The organism is Enterovibrio paralichthyis (assembly GCF_019209835.1).
GTDB classification, from domain to species: domain Bacteria; phylum Pseudomonadota; class Gammaproteobacteria; order Enterobacterales; family Vibrionaceae; genus Enterovibrio; species Enterovibrio paralichthyis.
Genome location: NZ_JAHUTS010000035.1, coordinates 1 through 25,495, shown reverse-complemented (window position 1 = coordinate 25,495; position 25,495 = coordinate 1). Strand labels below are relative to the sequence as shown.

The window sequence follows — 25,495 nt, the reverse complement described above, 5'->3', positions numbered from 1 at the left end:
TTTTTTGTTAGACCGCTGCCGCTGTCTCGATTGGCATGGTGCGTTTTTGGCGATAAATGTGTCGCCACATCACAGGGATGACGATCGATGCCAGCACCACGTTGGAAATCGGCATCGACATCCACACCCCGTCAACACCATAAATCCGCGGCAGAATAGCCAGAAACGGGAATTGAACCAGCATGTTCCCCACCGAAATCGCCAGCGATGTGCCACCTTTGCCCACCGAAAGGAAATACATGGAAGCCAACACGATCAAGCCATCCAGATACATGGCTGAAAGGTGAATACGCATACCGTACGTCGCTTCTTTCATCAGCGTTTCATTGGCATTGTTGAACAAGCCAATCATGGTATCCGGAAACAGGTTCAGCACAGCCAGCCATAATATTCCTGCGCCCAAGGAAACAACCGTCGCCAGCTTCGCCACTTTCACAATGTTCTGGTATTGCTTCGCCCCGTGGTAGTAGCTCACCTGTGGCTGCATGCCTTCCGCGATACCTTCTGCCACAACATAGTAGAGCGTCATCAGGTAACCGACTATCGCAAACGACGCGATACTCAGTGGCGAACCGTATTCCGCAAACAGGCGGTTGTGGATAGCCACCAGCACACCGTAGTACAGAAACATCACCAGAGAAGAGACGCCCATTGCCATGCTCTGTTTGGCATCTGACAGACTCAGGTTCAACTTGTGGCGGAAAATCGCCAGGTAGGAGCGCTTGGAAAGCAGGTATGCCATGGCGATAACCACAGTGATCCCCTGCGCCAGAACCGTTGCCCATGCAGCACCGGCCAATTTGAAATCGAGCACGCCGATAAACAGGTAGTCCAGCACAATGTTAGCCAGTGCGCCTACCACCATCATGGCGGTTGCCACCACTGGGCTGTCGTCATTGCGGATCAAAAACGGCAGCGCCGAGGAAGCCACTGTCACCGCAGCACACAGGGCATACACCATCAGGTAATTGATGGCATAGTCACGCGCTACACCGGTTACACCCTGTAAATCCACCAGTTTTTCAGCGCCAACCAGCAGGTACGCCGATGCCACCAGCCCGAGAAGTATGGTTAATACCAGCCCGGTCGCCATAGCGGTTCGGGCACCGGTCAGATTGCCTTCACCGCGGTAGATTGAAATCAGGCTTCCCGATCCCATACCAATCATCAAACCTGTACCGCCGACAACCGCGATAACAGGCCACCCGATATTAATGGCTTCCAGTCCTTCGGCACCAATGTAGTGACCGACGAAGATGCCATCGACCATTTGATACAGGCCATTCACCACCATGGCTGCAATCGCAGGAATGGTGTATCGCCAGAACGTTTTGGTGAGCGACTCACCCGGTTTTAAAGACTCTAAATGCATAGTAAAAAGTGTGTGAAAAAATAAGCGCAGGTATTTTTACACAACACCGGATAGAATAAAGTTAACAACCATCTTCAAAACGGATAGATAATCGCTTATGCAATGGACACTTGAGCAGCTTAAAGCCTTTGTCGAAGCGGCTGAATCCGGCTCGTTTTCGGCTGCTGCGAGAAAGCTGGGAAAAGCACAGTCGCGGGTCAGTACCGCCATCGCCAATCTGGAAATCGATTTGGGGTTTGATCTTTTTGACCGCAGCGCCAAATTGCCCGTTCTTACCGATGCCGGACGTGAAATGCTGGTAGATGCCAAAGCCATTTTGCAGCAATGCCAGCGTATGAACTCCCGCGCCATGGCCGTGACTGGCGGCGAGCCCATCTCCTTCAACGTCGCCATGGATGAAGCGGTGCCGATGCAAACCTTCGAAACCCTGTTCGAGCGAATGGCGCAGCAGTTCCCTGAACTCAAAGTCACCATTCTGAACGGCTCGCAGGACGATATCGCTACCTGGGTAACGGAAGGCCGCGCCGATATCGGGTTTATCTTCCGCGTCAAGCCGATGGAAGAAACCCTGGATTGGTACGACATTGTCACGGTTAAACAGACGTTGGTCACGGCACATACTCACCCGCTGGCCGAGATTGCGCACCCACACGAAGACGATCTGGTGAAATACCGCCAGTTGGTTATCCGTGACCGTCTCGGTTACTCGCAGGAAGAGCCCATTTCACCTCGTTACTGGCACATCGACAGTTATTACTATATTTCGAGCCTTGTCAGCCGGGGCTTGGGATGGGCATTTGTGCCCGAGCACATCGTTCACAATGACTGGATTGGCCACTTGTTGAAGGAAATTTCGACCGCAGAACTTTCCAGCCCACCGTTATTGACCCTGAGTGTTATCAAACGCAAAGCCAGGGCGTGGGATAAGGTCATGCTGTGGATTGACGCCACGCTCAACACCCTGTTCCCCGACCAAAGCTAACGCCGATGCCGCTATTGATACCGTGCGTTCAGTAGCGGCGCCTAAGCGTCGCATTCTCATGATTAGCATCACATTTTGCTAAAACTAAGATTACAGATTTCTCGATGGACGAAAATTTGAGACGCACTATCATCATCACTTCGTGGCAGAAACACGCTTGCCAACCCACCTACCGCCCAAGAGCAGAAGTAACAGCCAAATGGATACAGACCAACATTTTCAAGGGAAATACGAAGTCGAACTCAAATATCGGCTCCCGTCAAAACCTGCATTCATGAACGTACTCGCGGCCATTCCACACACCGTGATGCTTGAAGACAATGTCGAAACAGACTGGCATTTCGACACGGAAGATCGCCAGTTGCAGGCGCAGAATAATGCTGAGTGAGTCATCACCCAGATTTGCCTGACGCCATCCTGCCCCTGGATGGTGGCATTCCACCTACACTTTCCAAAGGCTCCCGAAGGGTGTACAGGTTAGCACTGTCCTCGCACACCTGTTTGTCTCACAACTCATATCTAAATTTTTCTGTGTATTTCTATACTTGGCGACGAGTTACACATCCACTGAAGGAAACGCGATGAGCGCTGTAGAAGTTAAAGTCAAAGACTCTCTGGTGTCAGCCTGTATCAATGGCGTCATCAACGGACTTATCGCCTATTTCGAGTTTCGCGACCAAGCAAGCATACCCATTTCACTGGACGCGATATCGACCAACCAGGTGTCCGTATGGGGTCAGGCCGTCACCCTCACTTTCGGCTTGGGCATCATCCTTACCATCATCACGTCCAAGGTCTTCATCAGCCATATCAAAAAACAGAACCTGACACTCAAACCGGGGCACACCTTTCCCGATACTCCTGCCATATTGAAGTTGGCTGCATTCAACGCAGCAATTCTTTTTGGCTGGTTTGTCACCTTGGCGGTGATTTGGACCAAATGGGCAGGGGAAGTGTTCGTGTCAGCAACCGCCGCCGCTGTGCTTGTGGGGTTGTTCGCGGTAGTCGTGACACTGGTGGTAGAGGTTCGTACAAAATCTCAAATTATCTTTATAAAAAACAGCATCTTTGATGATGCGGAATAAAAAGGAGCGGCAGTCGATGTCTAACTCTCAACCAGCAGAAGACAATAAACAGGCTCAGACCAATCAGGCCAGAAAGACCACTTACTACATCTTTGCTGCTGTGCTTTGTATCTGGCTTTATACCCTCTGGGCCGATCGCGTGACGCCAATGACCAATGAAGGACGGGTAAACGGACAAATCATCCGTTTAAGTCCACAGGTTTCAGGCCCAATTGCGAAAGTGGAAGTCAGGGACAACGAGCAGGTAAAAACGGGGCAACCATTGATTGTGATTGACCCGCGTCCCTTCCAGCTTGATGTCACTGCCGCCAAACTGGCACTGCAACAGGCAACCCAGTCCTTTAACGCTGACTCCACCGCCATTGAGGCGGCCAAAGCAGCCGAAGTTGCCGCCCGAGTGAAGCTGGAAAACACCCGCCTGACCAATGAGCGCAACCGAGCCCTTGCACGCACTGGCGTTGTCAGTAAATCCACCCTTGATGACAGCAATGCTGCGCTGGAAACCGCGCAAGCAAATTTAGCCCAGGCAACGGCTTCTTTGCTCAAAGCCAAAGAAGCGTTGGGGCCGGAAGGAACCAATAACCCGGCTATTCAGTCTGCGCTGAACAAACTCGACCAAGCCACGCTGAACCTCTCTTATACCGAGCTGCACGCCCCCATGAATGGCGTGGTCACCAATATGAAACTGGCACCGGGCAACTACGCGGCAGCAGGACAGCCTCTGATCACCTTCATCAACAACAGTCAGTTGTGGATGACAGCCATGGTGACTGAAAACTCGCTGGCCTATATCGATGAAGGAACGGCAGTCAAAATTGTGTTTGACGCCTATCCTGGAGAAGTTTTCAAAGGCGAAGTCACATCCATCGGTTGGGGAACTGGCGGTAATGGCAGCCTGACTGAAGATGCCAGCCTTGGCCTGCTTGATTCGCCGACCAGCGATCCAAAATCACAGCGTTTTCCAGTCAACATCACTTACATTGACCTGCCGGATGACGTAAAACTGCGTTTCAGTGGCCGGGCAACGGTGAGTTTCTATCCTGGCGAGTCTTATGTCGGTGAACGCCTGTTGGATGTGTGGACATGGATATGGAGCTACCTGAGCTATGTTGCGTAGACCGCAGAATGCGCTAATCCGCGTTGCGGCCTTTCCTGTGCTGCTGCTTTTCTGGCAGTACGTTTTCGGCACGGACTTACCGCTGCTGGCGCCTGCCATGTGTGCGGTTTTCCTGACTACCACCCACGAACCACCACCACTTCTGATGGTGATCCTGATGGGGATTGTGCTGGCCGCAACAGCCTGGGTTCAAGGCGTGTTAAGTATCATGCTGGCAGACTATTCGCTGGTGTATTACTCCGCACTGTTTGGGGTCTTTTTCTGGTGTATGTACCGCACCAGTGAAAACCCGCAGGACTTACTGGCGATACTGCTGATTGTTTCCACGGCAATGGTCGCTGTGTTCGCCAAGCAAAAGGGCATTGATGTCAGCAGCATTCCGTACGCTTTGATTAAAAACATCTTCATTGCTGGCTTTGTCGCGTATCTGGCCTATTTCCTGTTTCCCGGAGGCGAGCCTCTGGGTGAAATAGGTAGCGGGACAGGCGCGCCTGCCCCGCCGCAGGAGCAGGTCTGGCAACTGTTGGTGAAAGCACTCGCGGTGATGTTCACGCTGATCGTCGCTATTGAAACCAACATGGAGCAGGCGACCATCATTACCGTGGTTGTCGCGCTTATCATCAAAGACCCTGATCCGCAGGTTGGCCATCAATACGGTATACGTCGGGCACTCACGACTTACGGTAGCCTGATCTATGCCCTCCCGGCTTTGGGTTTGAGTCTGTTGGAAGCCAGCACCTTTGCCATACTGGGCTTTGCCTTGGTCTTCTCGCTGTTTATGGGTATTCACGCGATAAAGAAAAAGGCGAGCTACAATGCGGTACAGCTGCTCTACACCAGCTATGTCGTGCTGGTCTACTACGGACTGACAACCTATGGTTTTGGGGCGATCAACGAAGATCTGGTGCGCTTTGGCTCGATCCTGCTGGCCGCTTTACTGGGCGTGATGGTGTTGGTGATTATCCAGCCGAAACGCGGGTAACCGCTGTCCTGCGCAGGTTCCGACGCTAGGGAAGGGAAAAGGCGGCATATCAGGCAATGACTGACCAGTGATTGTCCCACTGTATGCCACTGGAAAAGGTCCCTTTCGAGATCCCCGGCACCTGCGCCACCACGTTTCCGGTTCCGGAACTTACCCGGAATGCCTCCCCGAAAACGACTGCGCCTGACGCATCTGCCAAGGCGTTCAGTTCCACCAAATCTCCACTTTGTTTTGACCAGATCCCATAGCAATTGCCGGGCGGCGATGTCGCCAGGATCCAGTCTTCTGTCGCGGCAATACTGGCGATGTAGTGGTTGAAACGGGCCCACTCTTCCGGCTCGGCTTTCAATAACTGCATCTCTTCGCCCCGTTTATGCATCGCAATCAAAGCAGGATATTCATCCGGCTCGCCGCGATATTGCTGACCACAAAGCACGGTGTCGGCACCATCATGGGCAAGGTGACGGATACTGAGCTTTTTGTCCGGCAAGATCAGCGTATCGAGAACTTTGCCCTGCTGCGAAAGGTAACAGAGGCTGGGTTTCATCGTATTGAGATTTAAAGGTTTACGGCCATTGGTATGCACGCCGCCAACGCCCACCGCCAGCACCCCGTCGGGCATCATGATCACTTCGTGTGGGCCGATGCCGAATCCGGTTAACTCATCGACTTTACGATATCCACTTTCTACATGGTAAACCCCGATGATGCCCCGGCTGGTGCCTTTTTCACCTTCCGTAGCAAACAGTAAACTGCCGTCATGGGAATACACGCCGTGACCATAGAAGTGGCGATCGTCCGAAGCCTGGGCAAGTTTGATCAAACGCCCATCCCGGTAGTCAAACGCCAGGAAAAACGTGCCGGGACGGCGGCCAAATACCACAGCGTGGCCATGTTGGTTCGACGCTGTGCCATGCCCTCTTGCTGGCAGCGGCTGCGTGAACATGGGCAAACCTGAATCATCCGCTACCACAGCCAAGAAGTGATCACGCCCTTTAATGGCACAACCTAACAGGGCGGGTTTTGACTGCCCTCCAAAGGCGCGTCCAAACGGCAGCAATGGGGCTGTTACCCCGGCCAACGCCGCTTTCAGTAAGGCACGGCGTGTTTGATCAGTCACCATCAGTCGCATTGAACCCCACGACAACCCCAAGCTCCACCGCAACCTCTTGGCTGATCAGGAACTTGAGTTGTTCAAGTTTGTTGTATTGCGCCAGCACCATTTTGTAACCCTCTTTGGATTGCAGTGCCGCGAAAAGGCTTTTGTCTTGCGGCCATGTTTCCAGCACGGCTTCAAACTGGCCTTTAACCCGATCGGCCAGTTTGGTTTCACCCCGTGCCCGCAACTGGGCATCCAGCCCTTCCCCGTTTGCAAGATACAGCGTTTGCATGCCCTGCAGGTTGGCTTTCAGGTTGGACAAGGAGGTTTCTGAGCGCCAAGATTCCGCAAAATAGGGCTTGGGTTTGCCAATGTCCGCCAGAGGACGTTTCAGTTTTTTCAGGCTGTAATCCAATTGGTTGGAAAGCAGTGAGATATATTCAGATTCCCAGGCGTCTTGGGAGAGCGATGTCCACGGGTTCAGTTTCCAGGCATCCGATATCTTTTGTGCGGTGTTGTGAAGGTTTTCGGCAATCGCAATCCCGGTTGCACAGGTTCCGGCATTGTTTTGCAGCGTGGATGCTTTGTCATACAAAAGCCACTCAACGGCGCCCAGTCCCTGAACAGTCACACTCTGCGCAGAAATTTCATCGGCATTCCACGCTTTTTCCGATGCGATAAGCGCATGCATTTTTCGTCCCGTGGTGTTTTTCTTATCAGGCCAGAACTGGACATTCCAGCTTTGTTCCAGCGCAGCGGCAGGCCCCCGCTCTTGCCCCTGCAACGCCATCCAGGACAACATGGTCATATGCCAAGCCTGTTTCAGCGTTTGGTTGCCCTCGCTATTCTCTTCACAAAATGCCTTGAATGCCTGTTCGAGCGCACCGGTTTTTCCCAAAAAATCCTGCGCCATCTCGAATTCAATGGCATACACAGGCTGTGAAACATGGTGGGTTGTGTCTGCATTGCCTGCTGCTGAACTGGTCGCCCACCCCAACAGCGCCGTCAGTGTGCCCAGTAGTACGGTTTTGTTCACCTCTTTCTCCCTACAACGAGTTCAAAAACGCCATTAACGCTTCACGCTGGGTTTTGTCCATTCCAAGTACCTTCTGTTTTGCTGACTCTGCTTCTCCGCCATGCCAGAGCACCGCTTCCATCAAGTTACGCGCCCGTCCGTCATGGAGAAAATAGGTATGCCCGTTAACTTCTTGTGTATAGCCAATTCCCCATAGCGGCGGCGTGCGCCACTCGCGTCCGTTTGCCAGATACTCGGGGCGGTTATCCGCCAATCCTTCTCCCATATCGTGCAGTAACAAATCGGTATAGGGATGGATCAATTGCCCTGACAACGCTGGGCGGTCTGGCCTTTGAGCGGTTTTCACCTGGGTTTTATGGCAGCTCTCACAACCTGCGGATTCAAAGAGTTGCTGACCAAGCTGAACGTCCGGTGAAGCCGTATTGCGGCGTATCGGCACAGCCAGGTGCTGGCTATAGAATTCGACAAAATCTAGGATGTTCTGGCTGACTTCAGGGCTTCCACCGTTTGGCACCTCATCACATAGGGTTTGTGTCTGGGTACAGTTTTCACTGGGGAAAAGATGGCTGGTTAAACCGATATCACCATTGAAAGCGGCAGCGTTTTGCTGCATCAGTGTCGGCTGACCCGCTTTCCATCCAAAGCGCCCAATGGCAACGCTGTTTTTCTCAATGTCCCAAACCTTGTTAACCCGGCCGGAAATACCATCGTTATCGCTGTCGTTCTCATCAGCCCAAGTGAGCAGCGTTTCTTCGGGTATGCTCTCTAACAGACCAAGACCAATCATCGGTGGTGCAACCCGTGCAGAGAGCTGGGTGTCGGGGTGCATTTCGCCGTAGCCCAAATCGACAATCTTCAATGTAGGCTTCCTTAACATGACGGTGGTGCCGTCTTTGAAGGTGACTGGCACGTCTGTGTAGCTGATCGACACCTGGCCTTCAGGCGTTTTGTCCGGCAGCGCAAAGTCTTGCAACTGTCCACCGTATGTCGGCTCAGGCACGGTTCCCTCACGAATAAAGGTCTGCTTTTGTTCTGGTGTCATGGCCGGAATGCTAAGCCTGACCAGCATGGAAACCGCATGCAGGTCTTTCGCTTCAGGCGGATGTCCCCGTCCATCTTTGATGTGGCAGTTCTGACAGCCGTTGGTGTTGAAAAGTGGCCCGAGTCCGTCCCTCGCTTCTGTCGACGATGGTGCGGGTACCCAAGGGTTGCGGAAAAAGCTGTTTCCGACGCTGAAATCGAGACGTTTACTCAAGGGAAGGTTCGCGGCAGGGAGTGAATAGGCATTGGCGCCGTCTTTTTTGACACTGGTTTGCCCGCCGGATTTGACATCAAATGCCACGGCCTGCAAGGAGATAAGCCAGACCATCACCGGTAAAATATACTGCTTCATCATATCGCTCTGTTGTATTACCAAACAGCCTGTCCCCCAGTCACCAAAGGCCAACCGGGGGACAGGAAGGTGGATCAGAATTCGTGATCTGCTGTGTCTGGACTCAGGTTGGTGATCCCGACTATCGCTGCGGCCTGTTCAATTGCACCAGTCTGGGCAACGAGGGCAGCAATGGTGTCGTTCACCAGCTTATTACCTGGTGCATTGTCAGCGGCAATCAGCTGGTCAAAGTGCTGGTTGTCTTGCTCAGCCGAAACAACCAGCTGGTAAACCTGGTTGCGGGTCTCATCAAACTGCGCTTGTATGGTTTTAGCCGCTTGCTCGTCGTTTTGGGCAACAAGATCTGCAATGCTTGGGCCTGAAAGAAGCGTGCCGTCTGTGCGTTTATAAAGGCCAGTGTAAACGTTATAGATCCCTTGCTCGTCGTAGTAATGCGCGTTGTGGGTATTGTCAGAAAAGCAGTCGTGTTCGTCTTCAGTGGAATTGGCTTCCAAAGCCACTTTCATCCGCTCGCCCGCCAGTTCGCCCAGTGACAGTGAGCCCATGCCAAACAGCATTTTTTGCAAGCCAGTATCTGACGGCGCTTGCAGCAACTCTTGACGATAGTTGCCGTCAACATTGCCCGCCCACTGATTTTCCATCCAGGCCAGGTCTTTAACCAACAGTTCGGTGGCTGCTTTCAGGTATTGCCCACGGCGCTCGCAATTACCGTTAGTACAACCGTCACCGACGACATAATCGGTATAGGCGCGCTGACCCGCACCCGGTTTGGTGCCATTCAGGTCTTGTCCCCAGAGCAGAAACTCAACGGCGTGATAGCCTGATGCCACGTTTGCTTCAGATCCCCCCACTTCATTCAGTTCAGCAATCAGCTCAGGCGTCAGCGTGGACACATCCAGTGACGATGCACCGATTGTGAGGGTTCGGTTTGCCACTATGTTGGCGGCCGCGCCTTCGTTGCCCAGTTCATACTGATAATCATCCGCGACATAGTCGATAAGGCCCTCATCCAATGGCCAGGCGTTAAGTTGCCCTTCCCATTCGTCGACAATAGCGTTGCCAAAACGGAATACTTCAGACTGTTGGTATGGCACCCGCGCCGCAATCCACGCCTGTTTGACCGCTTCCAGACCTTGCGCAGACGGTGCTTTCAGGAATTGTTCAATTTGTGCATCCAGCGCTTTCGCTGTTGAAAGCGAATCAGCATACACAGCATGGGCGATATCGGCGTAGTGCTCGACGACCTGTTGTTTGGTGACGGGGGCTGCTACCGCAGCAAGGCTGAAACCACCCGCGAAGGAAGCGAGCAGCAGTTTATGAGTCAGGGTCATTTGAAACATCCTTGTGAATACAATATTGCGTATAGTAGTGAGAACCATTCGCATTATCAATATGTAACAAGATGTTTTTTATCTTGCGGTCTGATGTTGAGAAAAAAGTAGCATTAACAACCAAGTGGCAGGCGCAATAAAAAACGCCCGGCAAGCGGGCGTTTGGATACAGATATGCATTACTGGTCGTCGTAGGGTTGCAGCTCCATCCCTTCCAACAGGTAGCCTGCCTGTGCCATATCATGGTTGACGGTTTCGGTTTTCAGTTTACCGACCACATAAACTACATCCCACAGCTCCTGTACCGGCGCACCTTCCTTGAATTTCACGTAGACGATTTGGTTCGGTGGCGGTGGTGGTACATGGATACAAGCACCGAAGAAAGGCACGAGTAGGAACTCAGTCACTACATTGGCATCCCCTTCCAGCGGGATCACAAAGCCGGGAATACGCACCATGCTGTTGTTCAGCTCTGGGCGTACATTGCCCATCAGGCTTTGCTGCGGTTCATCGTTGTCGTGATTGATCAGCGGCATGCCCTTATCATTGAGCTGGTTGCGTTCTGATTCCGGAATTAAATCCAGCCAATCCAGTGTCAGCACATCATTGGCCTGCGCAAACATTGGCAAGCAAGCGGTTAAAATTAAAAGCCATTTTTTCATTATTTAAATCCGTATCGTCATACCATCTGACAAAGATTGGCGATATGCGCGCAGCGCAGGAAAAACGCCAACCACGATGCCCGCTAACAGGACAATCCCCATCAGCTTCCATTCATGCTCCGTTAAAAATGTTGCGGAGAGTTGAAGTCCATACTCACTCAACACAAAAGGTGCAGCTGCACTTATCAGCATGAGCAAGAGGCCTATGCCCAACGCGATGCCGAGCAAGGTCAGGAGTACCGCTTCACTGACCAGCAAAAAGAAGATGTGCGACGGCCTTGCACCCATGCCACGTAGAATTGCCATTTCACGACGCCGCTCATTCAACCCCGTCAGCAAGCTGGACAACATGCCCATCAATCCCGCTACCACGACAAAACCGGAGACCACCAGCAGTGCCTGTTCGGCCACTGACATCAAGCCCCAAAGCTCGTGCAGCGCGATGCCCGGCATAATTGCAGTAAGTGGCTCTTGCCGGTATTCATTGATGGTACGTTGCAGGGCAAAGGTCTGGATACGGCTTTTCAATCCCAACAAGACCGCGGTCACCTGTTCCGGGTGCAGGGAATCAGGGTCGATGTTTTCCGCTTTCACACCATGCCCCATATTGGCACCACTTTCCCACCCGATATGAATCGCATCAATGGCCTGCAGTGATACATGGACGCTGCGATCTACCGGCGTCCCCGTTGGCGCAAGAATGCCGGTGACTTTGAAGGGTAAGTTATCGTGGCGGCTGAAACTTTTGTCAGAAAGGCCGTGGGCGATGACAATATCATCTCCCAGTTTGTATCCCAGTTTCTTCGCCACTTCCGACCCAATCACGGTATCGAACAAACCGGAAAATGGTTTGCCCGATGCAAAAGTCAGCGGCTGTTTTTTTCCATAACGGTAGTGGTCAAAATAGTCCTGCGTGGTGCCCACAACCCTGAACCCGCGGTGCGAGTCTCCCAGCGAGATAGGGATAGACCAAGCCACTGCGGGGTGGTTGCGGATGTCTTCCACACTTTGCCAGTCGATATTGTTGGTCGCGTTGCCAATTCTAAACACAGAGTAAAGCAGCAGGTTAACCTGACCCGAGCGGGCACCGACAATTAAATCTGTGCCTGAAATGGTATTGGCAAAGCTCTCTTTTGCCTGGGTACGCACGCGCTCAACCCCGAGCAAAAGCGCCACGGATACCGCCACGGTGATGATAGTCAGCAGTGCGGTGGTTTTTCGGTTCTTAAGGCTTTGCAGCGCAAGCCGGAGGATTGCCATCACACCGCCTCCCCTGCCCAGGCTGCACGGTTGATTTCCGGCAGTGAAATGGCGCGGTCAAACTGAGCTTCCAACGCGCTGTCATGGCTGACAAACAGCAAGCTGGCGCCAGCGTTATCGCACTCATTCATTAGCAGTTCGATAAAATTCTGGCGGTTATCAGCATCCAGCGCCGAGGTGGGTTCATCAGCCAGTAATAACGCAGGTTTGCCCATCAGGGCTCTGGCTGCCGCCACCCGTTGTTGTTGGCCGATACTCAGGGCAGTGACCGGATTGTTCAGGCAATTTTCTGGCAAGGCCAACGCCTTCAAAAGCCGTTCGGCTTCCCGCTGCACATCCCCGCCTGCACGCGCTTTTCTTGATGATGAAAAACGGCACGGCAAGGTGACGTTATCAATCACCGAAAGGTAGGGCAGCAGGTTGAATTGTTGGAAGATATAGCCAAGGTTGTCCGCACGAAAAGCGTCGCGCTTCGCCCCTTTGAGCATCGTCAGATCGGTATTCTGGATCAGCAAAGACCCGGAATCAGCGGTATTGATACCCGCAATTAATCCCAACAGTGTGGATTTACCGCAGCCACTCGCCCCTTTCAGGAACACTTTTTCCTTTTCACCGACCGCAAAATGGGGAATATCGATTTGCCAACCCGATTGCCCCGGCCATCTGAAACAGAGATTTTCAATCAATAGCATGATCATACAGGCCCTGATTTCAGGGCCTCCCTAAGCTTAAAAACGGAACGTCGTCGATGCCTTAGTCAGGTCACCAGCGGCAACACCTTTATCTGTCAGTGCCTGAATGGCTATCGTTTCGGTGTTTGCGAACGCATTAAACCAGTCGGTTGTTACAGTATTGATATGCTGCGGATTTTCACAGGCAAATGTGTACTGTGCAGAGAATTCGCCATGCTTCGATGCTTCGTGCTCTTCATGCCCATCGTGCTCATCATGTTTTTCATGCCCTTCATGATCGTCATGTTTTTCATGTTTTTCATGTTTTTCATGCCCTTCATGTCCTTCATGGTCATGGTCATGGTCATGGTCATGGTCATGGTCATCATGCTGTTCGTGCTCTTCCTCGCCGACAAGCGTTTGGGTAACCCGGTGTTCAACAAGGCTACATTTCGCTTCTCCGTTCACTGAAAACAGCGAGTCAGGTGAAGAGAGTTTTTCCAGCGCAGCTTGAATGGCTGCGCGCTGGGCATCATTTTCCGGGGCATGCTCAAAGCCGACAATATCACTGCCCGGCGCAGTTATTTCCACCAGCAGCATGTTGTTATCCTGGGCAATATACCATTCAACTTTGCCGTGTTGATGAGCATCGTGATGACGCATTTCATGATCGTCTGCAACGGCTGACGCAGCAACGCCCAGCGCAATCGCACCAAGCGTAAATAAACCTGTAGTACGCATAATTTCTCCAAAACTAAATGTGTTAATCCTTAATGTTCAGTTGGAGAAAGGCTGGAGGCGCGCGGGCTTGCGGTGCAATGGCTGGAATAGCGTGAAACGTTAAGGGATATTCAACCTTGGTGGATATAGCAGGGACATCCACACCCAAAGAAGGCGTCGCAGCTTGGATAACGGGCAAAGCAAGTGCACACAGGGTGCATTGGTAATCGACCTTACCGGCGTGGTGATGCTCGCCCAAATGCTGTGCGACGGCAATGCTCTGCCAGCCAAGAAGTATGGCCAGGAGTAAGGGTAGCAATTTGCGGTAAGGCAGCAGCATGATCCTTCATACGCCCTGAGTGAGAATTGTTATAATATAACATTATAACTATACAACCTGAAGATGCAGGATTCAGCGAGCATCTTCAGGTCGTTTAGGTATACATCACAAAGGTGACATTTCGTGCAACGCAGGCCTTCGGTATACCCTTGTCGGCCGCCCCACTTTCCCGTGCTCAAGAAAGGCAACCAGCTCACCCTGCTCGACCGCCCTGTCCAAATAGCGCCGCGCAGTGCTTTTACTCATGCCAAACGCTTCGGCAATCGCTGTTACCGTCAGTTCAACATGGGCATGGGTAAACTGGTCGATGATTTGTCTGAGGGTAAAGTCGTCGGTACTTTCCCGTTTTTTTGGGCTGGCACCACCGCTGAACAGGGTATCCAGCGCTTTTTGATCAAAAGCCTTTTCGGTGACCCATTGCTTTTTGAGGCTGCAAAACTTGTTGAGGCTCTCCTCGAGACGGCGATAGTCCAACGGCTTAATCAGGTAGTCAAACGCGCCATAACGCAGCGCTTTTTGCACCGTTTCCGCGTCATTGGCTGCGGTGACCAGAATGCATTCCGGCTTTTTCTCCCGCACCAATAATTCACGGATAAACTCTACGCCCAGTCCATCGGGCAGGTAGTTGTCGACAATTACCAGATCAAACGCGGCGATTTCTACCAGCTCACGCGCCTTTGCTAAATCTGCTGCCAAGCTGATCGCGCTAAACCTCGCGTCCTGACGTATAAAATGGGCGTGAAGCGCCGCGATATCGGCATCATCCTCAACGATCAACACCTTCAACACGATTCGCTCCTTACGCTGTGGCGGGGAAAATATACAGTAAAGACAGTTTCATCATCATCGCTGTCGAGTTCCATGTGACCACTGGCGCCTTCAATGATTGATTGCACAAGGTGCATCCCAATGCCGTGCTCTAGATGATCGGGCTTACTGGTGTAACCAAGCTGGCAAAGCACATCAAGATTCACATTCACGATGGGGCCATTGTTGGCAATCGCCAGCACATATTCTGAGGCACTTTCATACATCACTACGCGGATAAACCCACGTTTCACAAAGGCCAAGGCTTCAATTGCATTGCTGAACAGGTTACCAATCAGGGAGCTTAGCTGCTCTTCGTCCAGCCCTTGTGGCAGTTCTGCCCAACCATCCAGCTCAGTTAAATCAACATTGATGCCTTTTTCAGCTGCTTTGCCGATATTGGCCAGTAGCAAGCCGGAAATCAGCGGGAGCGACTGCAACTGACGCACGCTGTCCATTTGAGTCTGGTTTCCTTTGGATTGTGCCAACACCAGTTCCAGCGCCTGTTCTTTATGACCAAGCTGCAGCAAACCTGCCAGTGTGGAGAGCTTGTTCTGGTATTCGTGGCGCGTGACCCGCAAAGATTCAAGGTAATGGCTGACCTGACTGATCTTGTTCGAGAGGATCTGCATTTCCTGTTGGGCGCGCAAGCTGAATACCGCCCCGGTGGCTGTGTTGTCCTCGGCCAGCGATACACGGGTCATGACCACATTGCGGCCATTGACCCTGACCAGACGGTCAATAAAGTCCAGTCCCTCAAGCGAGAAGTACTGGTTATCTTTCACCACGGCTTCCAACGCCAGCGGCAACCTTGCATCGCCTTTCACACCGAGCAACCATTTGGCCGAATCATTCATCAGATAGATTTGCTGATCTTTATTGACGGCTATCAACCCTTCATGGGCAGCTTCCAGCACGCCATGGCTGGTATTGAGCGCCTGACGCAGTTGCCAGGGTTCAAGGTGCTGCATTTGTTGGCTGACATAGCCGGAAAAGCGCCAGGCCATCAAGCCAGACAATACCAACGCTGTAATGGCAAAAAAGATAAGGGGAGAGATATTTTCTTCGGTAAGAATGGCAATAGTGTTTTTGAGGTAGCCGACTTTAATCATGCCGACGATTTCGCCCTCATTGATGATGGGTGCAATAAAGCGCACCGACGGCCCCAATGAGCCAACCCCGTGGGAAAGATACGCCGCCCCTTCCGACAGTGCGCGTTCAATATCCCCCCCCCAGCACCGGCAGGCCAACGCGCATTGCGACAGGGTGTGCGAGGCGGATACCGTTTTCATCACTCACGGTAATAAAGTCCGCATCGGTTGCGTCCTGCAGGCGGGAAATAATATCCGATACCTCTGCTGCGCTGTTACGGCTGACCGCGTCAATCAGGCTGGGAAGCTGGGCTAACTGGCGCGACTGCACTTCCGCCCGCAATGCGATTTGTTCGTCGAGCAAACTGTTTATCCGGTGTGAGCTTATCGCCCACCAGCCAGCGGCGGAAAAAACAAATACGCCGCACAACAGCGCGGTCAGGTGCATGGTAAAAGAACGCGGTATAAAGCGTGCGGTCACTGAAAATATCCTTCTGTTTCTTACCGCAAAAACCAAGGCCTAGGATACGGGAAATCCGCCCCTTCTGGCAGTCACGCAACCGCTGAAATTGAGAAAGATCCCACCTCTGGTGTTTATGGTTTTAATTAATTCAACGCGCCTTATCTCAGCCCAGTTTCACACCGGTTTTGCGCCGCCCTCTGCAATTGAAAACGAAACCCTGGGTTTGGTTTGGAGATTGATTTAGCGCAGTTTTTCACCCGCTTTATCGCCGTAGGTTGAAGGAAAATTCAAGGAGGTTTGTATGATGTCTTCAACCAATATGCGATTGGTACTGCTCGCCATTCTTGGCGTAGTACTCTGGTTTCTTCCTGTTCCTGAAGGACTGACCGTTCAGGCGTGGCAAATGATGACGATATTTGTCGTCACCGTACTCAGTTTGATCCTCGTACCGTTGCCCCTGGGCGCAATGGCGCTGATGGGTCTGACAGCCGCAACACTGCTCGATGTTCTGCCTATCCGAACCGCACTGACCGGTTTTGCCCACCCCACAATCTGGATGATCGCTGCGGCGTTTTTTATCTCACGCGGATTCATCAGCACAGGCTTTGGACGCCGTGTCGGCTACTGGTTTATTTCTAAACTGGGCAACAGCTCGCTGGGTCTGGCTTATGGCCTGGTGCTGACTGACCTTCTTTTCGCCCCGGCGACACCAAGCACCACCGCCCGTTGTGGCGGGATAATTTCACCGCTGTTCCGCTCTGTAGCAAGCGCTTACGATTCCGACCCGGAAAAAGGGACGGAAAACAAAATCGGTGCCTTCCTGGTGCAGTGTATTTTCCAGTGCAATGCCATCACTTGTGCCATGTTCCTGACCTCTATGGCAGGTAACCCACTGGCGGCCAACTTCGCAAAAGAACAAGGCGTTGAAATCACCTGGGCGGGATGGGCCATTGCGGCCATCGTACCGGGGATTGTCTGTCTGGTACTCATTCCACTGGTGATGTACCTGGTCTTTCCGCCAGAGCTGAAAAAAACACCTGAAATGCGTGCAATTGCTCGTCAGAAATTGGTAGAGATGGGCGCGATGACCCGCGATGAGTGGATGGTCTGCGTCACCTTTATCGGCATGGTAACCCTATGGGTGCTTGGCCCTACACTGGGTATTCATGCAACCGTGACCGCACTGCTGGGCCTGGTGTTCCTGCTGCTTACCCGCACCATCACTTGGGATGCTGTACTGAATGAAAAAGAGGCGTGGCACACAATCACCTGGTTTGCTGTTCTGGTGATGATGGCAGCACAACTGAACAAACTGGGCTTTATCGGCTGGTTTGGCGATGCGATTGGTGAATCACTGTCTGGCTTTGGCTGGGTCACCACCCTCGCCATCCTGCTACTGGTTTACTACTATAGCCACTACCTGATGGCGAGCGCCATGGCACACATCAGCGCCATGTACTCTGCCTTCCTTGCGATTGCGATTGCAGCGGGTGCGCCACCAATGCTGGCAGCTATTGTGCTGGGTATGTTCAGTAACCTGTATATGTCGACAACCCACTACTCTTCAGGCCCTGCACCTATCCTGTTCGGCGCTGGATTCCTGTCGCTTCAGAACTGGTGGAAGATTGGCTTTGTGTTCTCACTTATCGTCATCCCGGTGTTCTTCTTCATCGGCGGCGCATGGTGGAAACTGCTCGGCATGTGGTAACGCCAAAGATTGAATCACAACATTCCCGATAGATGTATCGTGACTCTTTGCCCGCCTTGTGCGGGCTTTTTTACACATATGGTTGAAATCCACAACCGCTGAAACGAAAAAAGCCCCGTCTTTCGACGAGGCTTTCGAATTTGGCTCCCCCTGCAAGACTTGAACTTGCGACATACGGATTAACAGTCCGCCGTTCTACCGACTGAACTAAGGGGGAAGAGTCTGTTCCTGAGAACGGGGTTGATATTAGGGAAACCCTGTTTGGCTTGCAAGTACTAATTTGCGCTTGAGCACCAAATCAAGTTCAAGTGGCTAATTGATGAGCATTTCAGCCAATCAACCGTACAATATCTGCTCCATCACCCAGGTAGTGTTGCGACCGGCCTCCGCCCTGCTTGGATGCAAGCCTTCACCATTAAGATGCCCGACCAGGTTTTCCACATGGAAGTACTGAACCGGATCCGGATTCAACACGTTCACCCGCTGCGTTTCTATGCCTTCCAAAATGAAGTCTTCTTCACCAAATACCGAGCAGAGAACACGTCCTTCACTGCCGATGATTTCCACCCGGTCTTCACGGGTTGCAGCGCCAAAATTCCAGTAGCCTGACCCCATCACCCCATTTTGAAAAACAAAGCAGGCAGAGACCGCATCTTCTGCGGCGTAATATCCCTGCTGGTTGGCTTTTATCCCTTTCACCTGACAGATATCACCAAACCATTGGGAAAAGAGGTTAAGGCCGTGACTGGCTAAATCAACGAAATAGCCGCCGCCAGCCTTGGCTGGATCAACCCGCCAACTCGTTTTGCCTTCAATATCATTTGGGTTCGGTGCGCGGTGATAAGTCCAGTGGATATGGCGGATGTCACCGATCTTTCCTTCTGAAATCCAGTCCTGAACCACCTTAAACCGCGGTAGAGAACGTCGGTAATAGGCAACAAACAGAGGCACACCGGCTTTTTCAAACGCCGCGATCATTTGATCGCACTCATCGGTGTTTAGTGCCATGGGCTTTTCTACCACACAGGGCTTACCCGCCTTCGCTGCCATCAGAGCATATTCGAGGTGGCTATCCGGCGGCGTCGCCACATAGACGGCATCAACACGGTCATCATTCACCAAGTTTTCAGCGCTGGCCGTATAGCGTTTAACACCGTGCCTTTCACAGTAATCAGCGGCCTGAGCTTCACGACGAGCCATCACCATTTCCAGCGATGAGCCCGGCACCTGCCAAAAAGCCGGGCCGCTTTTCCGCTCTGTGACGCTGCCACAGCCGATCATTCCCCAGCGCACTACTGTTTTCTCAGTCTCGCCCATTCCCCTAACCCTCTGAACCTACGCTAATAACCTATCCATGATTGCATAACTTGGGCTTTTAATTCTAACCCTCTCTGAATAAAGACATATATACCAAAACGGCCTGAAACTAACAGTGGTCTCGGGCTATACAGAACAACGTTTTACTTTTTCAATTCTCACTAATAGGAACACGGCAGCAAGCAACGCACTTTTACACTGGATAAGCAATGTGCAAAAGGAGCGAAGTATGAAGTGGTTACTTCCGATAGTGCTCACCACCCTGACGGCCTGCTCTGAAGAGCGTGAGGTCTCATATACCTGTCCAACTGACGCGAATTACTCCGAAGCCTTTCTGGACAGCGACTTCTATCAGGGCTGGAGGACACTTAAAGCTGGTGAATATCCGCGGGAAAACTGTAAAGAAGCGATACACTATTTTGAACGCGGAGTGAGTGACAACGCCGTGTTTGAACTCTCCACACTCTATGCAGACTTTTGTAGTGGCTCCCTTGACCAGTCATTGCTGGATCACAGCAGCATCTACCTGAGCGAAAAGCTCTCCACCGGCGTCGATTACGACGAATTTAAGTGGGTATTGGATTTGGCCTTGTGCAACAGTCCGGTTGAGCAATATGCCTTGGGACAAATGCTGCTGAATGGCTTTATCACCGACCAGGACACTGAAAAAGGGATTTACTTTTTAAGCCTTGCCGCCCACCAGGATCACATTCAGGCACAGTTGGCGCTTGCCGGTGCGCTGGAGCAGATTGGCGAGCAGGATATCGCCCAGCGCTGGGCGGCTAAAGCCCACAGCAACCTCACAGCAGGGATAGCACCGCCCGTCAAAAACGCAGAATGACCCATCTTTGCATGACTTTACCTTTCTGCAGCTACACAAGCGCCGCTGAGGTGCGTAGAGTAAAGGTATCGATATTGACCCTTTGAGGATCGGATGTCTTCAGCGTTACCCCTGTTTTTAGCTGGCCCTATTCTTCGCCGCACCAGCCCGGATGAAATATGCCTTTGGGCTGTCACTTCTGCGCCACTCGATGCCACATTCTCGCTATACAAAGGCAATGAAAACGCGCCGTTCTATTCGTCGTCATTCGGCGACCAGCACCAGGTGGCGCTAGGCAAATCCTGCTTTGTCATCCTTGCACAGTTTAAAGATGATTCTCCGTTCCCGGCCGATACGCCGCTTGGATACGATATCCTGAACGGGGAAGAGTCGTTGCTCGGCGAGCTGGATAACTTCCTCTACCCTGGCGAAACGCGCCCTTCTTTCATCATATCCACCAAGGCTGACTATATTGCCCACGGCTCTTGCCGCCATCCCCATCATCACTGTGATGATGCCCTTGCAGCGCTGGACGAAAAATTTTCCCAATGCGAGGTAGTAAAACGCGCCGATCTTCTGGTGATGAGTGGAGACCAAATCTACGCCGATGATGTCTGTGGCCCCATGATGTACGCCATCCGAACCGTGGTAGATTTACTCGGTTTTCATGAGCAGGAACTGGATGATGAGATGATCACCTGCTGCAGCGACCTTGCACCGGATATCACCCCGATCTATGGCCGCACAGAGCGCCTGCCCCACACCACCATCAATCACGGCCTGTTCAAGAAACTGATTGGTGCCAAACCTGAGCCGGTATTCACCTCGTGCACCACCGACAACCACCTCATCAGTTTCAATGAATTTATCGCCATGTACCTGATGGTGTGGTCACCTTCGCTATGGCAACAAATTCAATTGCCCGAAGCGGAAGATGTGCCGTTTCTGACCGGAGAGCAGATACAGCGCTGGAACCATGAAAAATATGAGCTAAACGCCTTCCTAGAGGGGCTTCCAGCGGTGCGCCGCCTGTTCGCACACATCCCGACATACATGATTTTTGACGATCACGATGTGACAGATGATTTTAACCTGACCGTGGGATGGGAACGTGCCGTGAATAATTCACCGCTGGCGCGAAGCATCATCAGCAACGGCATGTTGGGGTATTTTTTCTGTCAGGGTTGGGGCAACAATCCCCACGCATTTACGCAGGACTTCTGGACGCCGCTGACACAGTTTATTGAAAAGCCGGATGCCAAGAATCTAGATGCCATGACCGATGTCCTGCACCATTTCGAGCATTGGCATTACACCATTCCCACCACGCCAAAAGTGGTGGTGATAGACACCCGAACCCGTCGGTGGCGCTCAGAATCAAGTTACAACAAACCCTCAGGGCTGATGGACTGGGAAGCCCTGATGGATTTCCAGCACGATGTTTTAAACAACGACGCAGTAATAGTTGTCTCCCCCGCCCCGATGTTTGGTGTGAAGTTTATTGAGACACTCCAGCGTATCGTTACTTTTATGGGGAAACCGCTCGCGACAGATTCAGAAAACTGGATGGCACATCCCGGCTCAGCCAATGCTATTTTGAATATTTTCAAACACCCGAAAACGCCGAAGAACTTTGTCATCCTCTCTGGCGATGTGCATTACTCTTTCGCCTATGATGTGAGCCTGCGTTTTCGTAAAGGCAGTCCGCGTATCTGGCAAATCACCTGCAGTGGGTTCCGCAATCAGTTCCCTGAGCCTTACCTGTCTGTGTTTGAATGGTTTGACCGCAAGCTATTTTGGCCCCAATCCCCGTTGAATATCTTTACCCGCCGCAAACGCATGCGCATTGGAAGACGCAGGCCGGATAACGGCAGCCCAAGATTTCTGATCAATAACAGTGCGGTTGGTGAAGTGAAACTTCACCCCGACGGTTCGCCCTGTTATATCGGTGTGTTGACCGCACAAGGGGAAAGCTTCGCCTTTCAGGACGGCGAAGAGACAAAGCCGGAAACAGAAACCGCCACCACCCTTAGGTAATGCCCCGGTGAGGTTGACTTGTCAGCGTCACTGGGAAATACTCCGCGCTCCAAAACTTGAGCTATAGGTGTTTTCATGTCACGCCAACTTCAATACGACTACAAAGGCAAAACCAAAGTCATTACCTTTTCATACCGCCAGTACCACTCCGCGCATGAAGCGGCGGCGGCGGCTGAAGGTATCGATCTGACTGAGTTTCTGAACATGGAACGCCAACTTGAAATGGTTGCAGACGGAAAAGCGGTTAAAAACCACCGCGACAGCTATTTCAACAAGCTGGGCTTTGGGAAGATCTTCCTGCTCAAAAAAGAAGCAGAATCCATCAAAGACAATCGCTAAGCTGCGTTTTCTTACGTTTGACCAAAAAAGGGCGTATTTTTACGCCCTTTTTTCTATCCCGACTTTTGATATCCAAGTGATTTTCGCTTTAAAATCAGCGCCATTATCGTTTCGTGAATAATCATTTACACAAAATGTCCACCTATTAAGACTCCCTGTCTTCTTCCAAAAGAAGGCTAGAATCCAGCGGGCATTGTCCTTATTCTCAAGGTAGGAATAGCGGATCATACGCTTAATTCCTCACTGACTTGACCCCTACATTGGGTCGGATTGCTGATGCAGTCCCGATATTGGCAACGACTTTTCAGAACTCTAGACAGGAGGCAACTATGGAAGGCGAGAACCACGCACTGATGTTTGAGTTCCCTGAGTACAAAGAAAAAATCCATGAAATGAAAATGAGCGACAAGCATTTCAGCAATATGGCAGATGAATATCACGATTTGGACCATAAAATCCGCGGTCTAGAAAATGCAAAAATCCCCACCGACGACGAAAACTTCAACAACTTGAGAATGCGCCGAGTGCAACTCAAGGATGAAATTTACCAGTACATCACGAAATAGCCCTATTCCCCTTGCTGCCACCAAGGGTGGCAAGGGGCAATCCCCCTCACCTTCTGCGTTTAAGCAAATCCAGCGAACCCTTCTAAACTTATCCTATGTCCCTTATTGATAGATATAACGACATCTTCGAAGGGATAACGCGATATTGAAGCCAGTTGTTCATGGTTAACCTGCCGCTTCGAATCGCCCGGTAACGTAAACCAACTCATGCAAACGCCTAATAAACGATACAAAACACGGCAATGAGATTGGGTAGTCTGTTTGTGCGCTTTGTCTGGTCGACCATGGAAGTTCATCAATGCAAAAAACATTTAGCTCTCTGCTGTATTCACTGTTATTTCTTGTTTTCATTGGCCACGCTCAAGCCGTGGAAGTCGCGAAAACCCAATCTTTTGAAAAAACGCTGAATGGTGTTCAGAGCATCGTTTATTCCGTCCCCATTAAAGCACGTGCATTGCTGAGCGAAATTGAAAAAGTAGAACTCAAGGAAGACCAGCCACTTCCGCTTCTTGTGCGCTACTACCTGCAAAAAGCCACCGTAGACCTGCTGTTGAACGACCCAGATAAAGCCATAGAAGCCGCGAACCGCGGGATTGAACTGGCACAGAACGATCCCTTGTTGAAGTCAGACATTTTTCTGATGCAACTTCGCCTTAGCCAGGCACGTATCCTTAAAGGGGAAGAAGCCGTTGTGATGGAGCAGCTGGATCAATTGCTGTCTGAGTCACAGGCGCTTAACAACCCCTCTGTTACCGCTGAGATATTGTTGGTCAAAGGTGAAGCTTACAAAGCCCAAAACGAATACGACATCTCCATGGCAGCCTTGATGAGCTCCCTTGAACAGGCCAAAACAACGGATGATAAATTGCTGGTCGAGCGCATAGCTTCCAGCTTGGGGGGAATACTGGTTCAACTCAACGGGTTCGATAAAGCATCGCTGTTGCTGGATCAGTCGTATCAGTTTTTCCGCGAAAGAAAGATGTCGTTCAACCAGTTGCTGGTCAAACTGGATATGGCTGAACTGGCCAAAAAGCAGGGCAACAAAAAACAGGCGTTGCTCGAATACAAACAGGCACTGCAGATCGCACAGGTGCTCGGCGATGGTTCGCACCGCTTCCGGATCAATCTGCAAATTGCCGACCTGCTGCTGCAATCCGGCGACACAAAAAGCATGGTGCGTTACCTGAACGCCACAGACACATTGCGTGACCGCGAGAGCATCCGGTACTACATCAGCAAATACAACTACCTCAAGGCCAATGAAAAACTGCTGAACGAAAAATACGACGAAGCGATTGCACTGGTCACACCGGAGATCACTTCGCTGCAGGAAATTCCGCGCCTTTACCGTTCCGAGATAGCCCTCTATCTAGTGGCGTCCAAAGCCCACTTTGGCCTGGGTGATTACAAGAATGCCTACCTGACTCTGCTGGACTACCAAAACCGCTTCAATGATTTCAGTGCTGACGAACAGGTCGACAACCTTGAGCGCCAACAAATGCTGTTCAACCTTGAAAAGCTGAAAGCGGAGAACCAAAACCTTAGCTGGAACAACGTGTTGCAGACACTTGAAATCAAAACTAACGAACAGAAAGTGGAATACCTTAATGTGCTCGTGGTGGTGGGTATTGCCGCAACCGTGCTGGCAAGTATTGTGGCGCTATGGATAAACCGGCGCCGTATCCGCTGGGGCAAAATTGCCAATACCGATAGCCTGACAGGACTTTTCAACCGCCGCTATTTCAGCACCCGGTTAGAGCAGGTACAAAAAGAAATGGCTGGCGGCGAATACCCGGTCAGCTGCCTCTTGCTGGATATCGACTACTTCAAGAAGGTCAACGACACCTACGGTCACGTTGTGGGTGATAAAGTCCTGGTTGGCGTTGCTGAACTGTTCAAGGACAACTTACGCCGAGACGATATCTGCTCGCGCGTAGGCGGTGAAGAATTCATGCTGCTGTTGCCGAATAGCCAGCTGGATCAAGCCGAAGTGATCGCCGACGACCTTCGTATACGTATCAGTGAGTTGACGTTCGAGGATGAGAAAGGCGAGCCTTTCCGTGTCACCGCCAGCTTCGGCGTCTCTGAAGTGAACGAAAAACAGTCACTGTCCGATCTTTATAGCTCGGTAGACAAATTGCTTTACCGTGCAAAACAAAACGGCCGCAACAGGGTAATGCCAGTCAGTTAAGCTGACTGGCTTTCTTTTTATTGGGGTATTTCTTTGCCTTAGGCTTCACGGCTCTCGGGTATATTCGATCTTCTCGCTTAATGGGCAACACATGATGTATCGCCTC

The 25,495-nt window shown here is 51.6% G+C and carries 24 protein-coding genes, 1 tRNA gene and 1 pseudogene; 11 read left to right on the top strand and 15 right to left on the bottom strand.

Going from position 1 to position 25,495, the window contains the following annotated elements:
- Positions 1-7: 7 nt before the first annotated feature.
- Positions 8-1,372 (bottom strand): MATE family efflux transporter, encoded by a 1,365-nt coding sequence (locus KU854_RS23020; protein ID WP_218360612.1) that lies wholly within the window; start codon positions 1,370-1,372, stop codon positions 8-10.
- A 97-nt stretch (positions 1,373-1,469) separates the two neighbouring features.
- On the opposite strand from KU854_RS23020, the gene KU854_RS23015 reads away from it, so the two are divergent.
- The 5 genes and pseudogenes from KU854_RS23015 (at position 1,470) to KU854_RS22995 (ending at position 5,538) form a co-directional block, all read left to right on the top strand.
- Positions 1,470-2,354: a LysR family transcriptional regulator gene (locus KU854_RS23015; RefSeq protein ID WP_054780438.1), complete on the top strand. Its 885-nt coding sequence runs from the start codon at positions 1,470-1,472 to the stop codon at positions 2,352-2,354.
- A 199-nt stretch (positions 2,355-2,553) separates the two neighbouring features.
- A pseudogene (locus tag KU854_RS23010) lies at positions 2,554-2,736 on the top strand (class IV adenylate cyclase); the annotation flags it as partial.
- Between the two features lie 199 nt (positions 2,737-2,935).
- Positions 2,936-3,439: a permease gene (locus KU854_RS23005; RefSeq protein ID WP_218360610.1), complete on the top strand. Its 504-nt coding sequence runs from the start codon at positions 2,936-2,938 to the stop codon at positions 3,437-3,439.
- A 16-nt stretch (positions 3,440-3,455) separates the two neighbouring features.
- Positions 3,456-4,556, top strand: a complete 1,101-nt coding sequence (locus tag KU854_RS23000; protein WP_054780441.1) for an HlyD family secretion protein — start codon at positions 3,456-3,458, stop codon at positions 4,554-4,556.
- Positions 4,546-5,538 (top strand): DUF2955 domain-containing protein, encoded by a 993-nt coding sequence (locus KU854_RS22995; RefSeq protein WP_218360609.1) that lies wholly within the window; start codon positions 4,546-4,548, stop codon positions 5,536-5,538. The genes KU854_RS23000 and KU854_RS22995 overlap by 11 nt, the downstream gene beginning before the upstream one ends.
- Before the next feature lie 49 nt (positions 5,539-5,587).
- Here the strand turns inward: KU854_RS22995 and KU854_RS22990 are convergent, their stop codons facing one another.
- From KU854_RS22990 to KU854_RS24955, 12 genes are all read right to left on the bottom strand, one after another.
- Entirely contained in the window at positions 5,588-6,670 is a 1,083-nt protein-coding gene (locus KU854_RS22990; RefSeq protein ID WP_218360620.1) for a DUF1513 domain-containing protein, read from the bottom strand.
- Positions 6,651-7,673 (bottom strand): imelysin family protein, encoded by a 1,023-nt coding sequence (locus KU854_RS22985; protein ID WP_336245277.1) that lies wholly within the window; start codon positions 7,671-7,673, stop codon positions 6,651-6,653. Before KU854_RS22985 ends, KU854_RS22990 begins: the two co-directional genes overlap by 20 nt.
- 10 nt (positions 7,674-7,683) lie before the next feature.
- Entirely contained in the window at positions 7,684-9,066 is a 1,383-nt protein-coding gene (locus KU854_RS22980; protein ID WP_218360608.1) for a di-heme oxidoreductase family protein, read from the bottom strand.
- Between the two features lie 74 nt (positions 9,067-9,140).
- Positions 9,141-10,397 carry an imelysin family protein gene (locus KU854_RS22975; protein ID WP_218360607.1) on the bottom strand — a complete coding sequence of 419 codons (1,257 nt, stop codon included), beginning with the start codon at positions 10,395-10,397 and terminating at the stop codon, positions 9,141-9,143.
- Positions 10,398-10,576: 179 nt separating this feature from the next.
- A complete protein-coding gene (locus tag KU854_RS22970; RefSeq protein ID WP_218360606.1) occupies positions 10,577-11,059 on the bottom strand; it encodes a DUF3299 domain-containing protein in 483 nt (160 codons plus the stop codon).
- A 3-nt stretch (positions 11,060-11,062) separates the two neighbouring features.
- Entirely contained in the window at positions 11,063-12,322 is a 1,260-nt protein-coding gene (locus KU854_RS22965) for an ABC transporter permease (RefSeq protein ID WP_418885873.1), read from the bottom strand.
- Positions 12,319-13,011, bottom strand: a complete 693-nt coding sequence (locus KU854_RS22960) for an ABC transporter ATP-binding protein (protein ID WP_218360605.1) — start codon at positions 13,009-13,011, stop codon at positions 12,319-12,321. The genes KU854_RS22965 and KU854_RS22960 overlap by 4 nt, the downstream gene beginning before the upstream one ends.
- Before the next feature lie 36 nt (positions 13,012-13,047).
- Complete coding sequence (zrgA, locus tag KU854_RS22955) at positions 13,048-13,731, bottom strand: zinc uptake protein ZrgA (RefSeq protein ID WP_218360604.1); 684 nt, start codon at positions 13,729-13,731, stop codon at positions 13,048-13,050.
- 22 nt (positions 13,732-13,753) lie between these two features.
- Entirely contained in the window at positions 13,754-14,050 is a 297-nt protein-coding gene (locus KU854_RS22950; protein WP_218360603.1) for a hypothetical protein, read from the bottom strand.
- A 105-nt stretch (positions 14,051-14,155) separates the two neighbouring features.
- Positions 14,156-14,839, bottom strand: a complete 684-nt coding sequence (locus KU854_RS22945) for a response regulator (protein WP_218360602.1) — start codon at positions 14,837-14,839, stop codon at positions 14,156-14,158.
- Positions 14,833-16,149, bottom strand: coding sequence for a sensor histidine kinase (locus KU854_RS22940; protein ID WP_255555705.1), 1,317 nt, complete (start codon positions 16,147-16,149; stop codon positions 14,833-14,835). Before KU854_RS22940 ends, KU854_RS22945 begins: the two co-directional genes overlap by 7 nt.
- On the bottom strand, positions 16,076-16,429 hold the full coding sequence (locus tag KU854_RS24955) for a hypothetical protein (RefSeq protein ID WP_255555704.1): 354 nt from the start codon (positions 16,427-16,429) through the stop codon (positions 16,076-16,078). The genes KU854_RS22940 and KU854_RS24955 overlap by 74 nt, the downstream gene beginning before the upstream one ends.
- Before the next feature lie 283 nt (positions 16,430-16,712).
- Here KU854_RS24955 and KU854_RS22935 point away from each other — a divergent pair, with 283 nt between their 5' ends.
- A complete protein-coding gene (locus tag KU854_RS22935) occupies positions 16,713-18,119 on the top strand; it encodes a DASS family sodium-coupled anion symporter (RefSeq protein ID WP_218360601.1) in 1,407 nt (468 codons plus the stop codon).
- Positions 18,120-18,260: 141 nt separating this feature from the next.
- Here KU854_RS22935 and KU854_RS22930 read toward each other — a convergent pair.
- Together KU854_RS22930 and KU854_RS22925 are read right to left on the bottom strand one after the other, a co-directional pair.
- A tRNA-Asn gene (locus KU854_RS22930) sits at positions 18,261-18,336 on the bottom strand.
- A gap of 119 nt (positions 18,337-18,455) precedes the next feature.
- Positions 18,456-19,436: a Gfo/Idh/MocA family protein gene (locus KU854_RS22925; RefSeq protein ID WP_218360600.1), complete on the bottom strand. Its 981-nt coding sequence runs from the start codon at positions 19,434-19,436 to the stop codon at positions 18,456-18,458.
- A gap of 229 nt (positions 19,437-19,665) precedes the next feature.
- On the opposite strand from KU854_RS22925, the gene KU854_RS22920 reads away from it, so the two are divergent.
- The 5 genes from KU854_RS22920 to KU854_RS22900 all read left to right on the top strand — a co-directional run bounded on the left by KU854_RS22920 (position 19,666) and on the right by KU854_RS22900 (position 25,389).
- Positions 19,666-20,277, top strand: a complete 612-nt coding sequence (locus KU854_RS22920) for an SEL1-like repeat protein (protein ID WP_218360599.1) — start codon at positions 19,666-19,668, stop codon at positions 20,275-20,277.
- A gap of 93 nt (positions 20,278-20,370) precedes the next feature.
- Positions 20,371-22,293: an alkaline phosphatase D family protein gene (locus KU854_RS22915; protein WP_218360598.1), complete on the top strand. Its 1,923-nt coding sequence runs from the start codon at positions 20,371-20,373 to the stop codon at positions 22,291-22,293.
- Between the two features lie 75 nt (positions 22,294-22,368).
- A complete protein-coding gene (locus tag KU854_RS22910) occupies positions 22,369-22,632 on the top strand; it encodes a DUF2960 family protein (RefSeq protein WP_218360597.1) in 264 nt (87 codons plus the stop codon).
- 329 nt (positions 22,633-22,961) lie between these two features.
- Positions 22,962-23,198 (top strand): YdcH family protein, encoded by a 237-nt coding sequence (locus KU854_RS22905; protein ID WP_054780507.1) that lies wholly within the window; start codon positions 22,962-22,964, stop codon positions 23,196-23,198.
- Positions 23,199-23,496: 298 nt separating this feature from the next.
- Positions 23,497-25,389, top strand: coding sequence for a diguanylate cyclase (locus KU854_RS22900; RefSeq protein ID WP_218360596.1), 1,893 nt, complete (start codon positions 23,497-23,499; stop codon positions 25,387-25,389).
- Positions 25,390-25,495 lie beyond the last annotated feature (106 nt).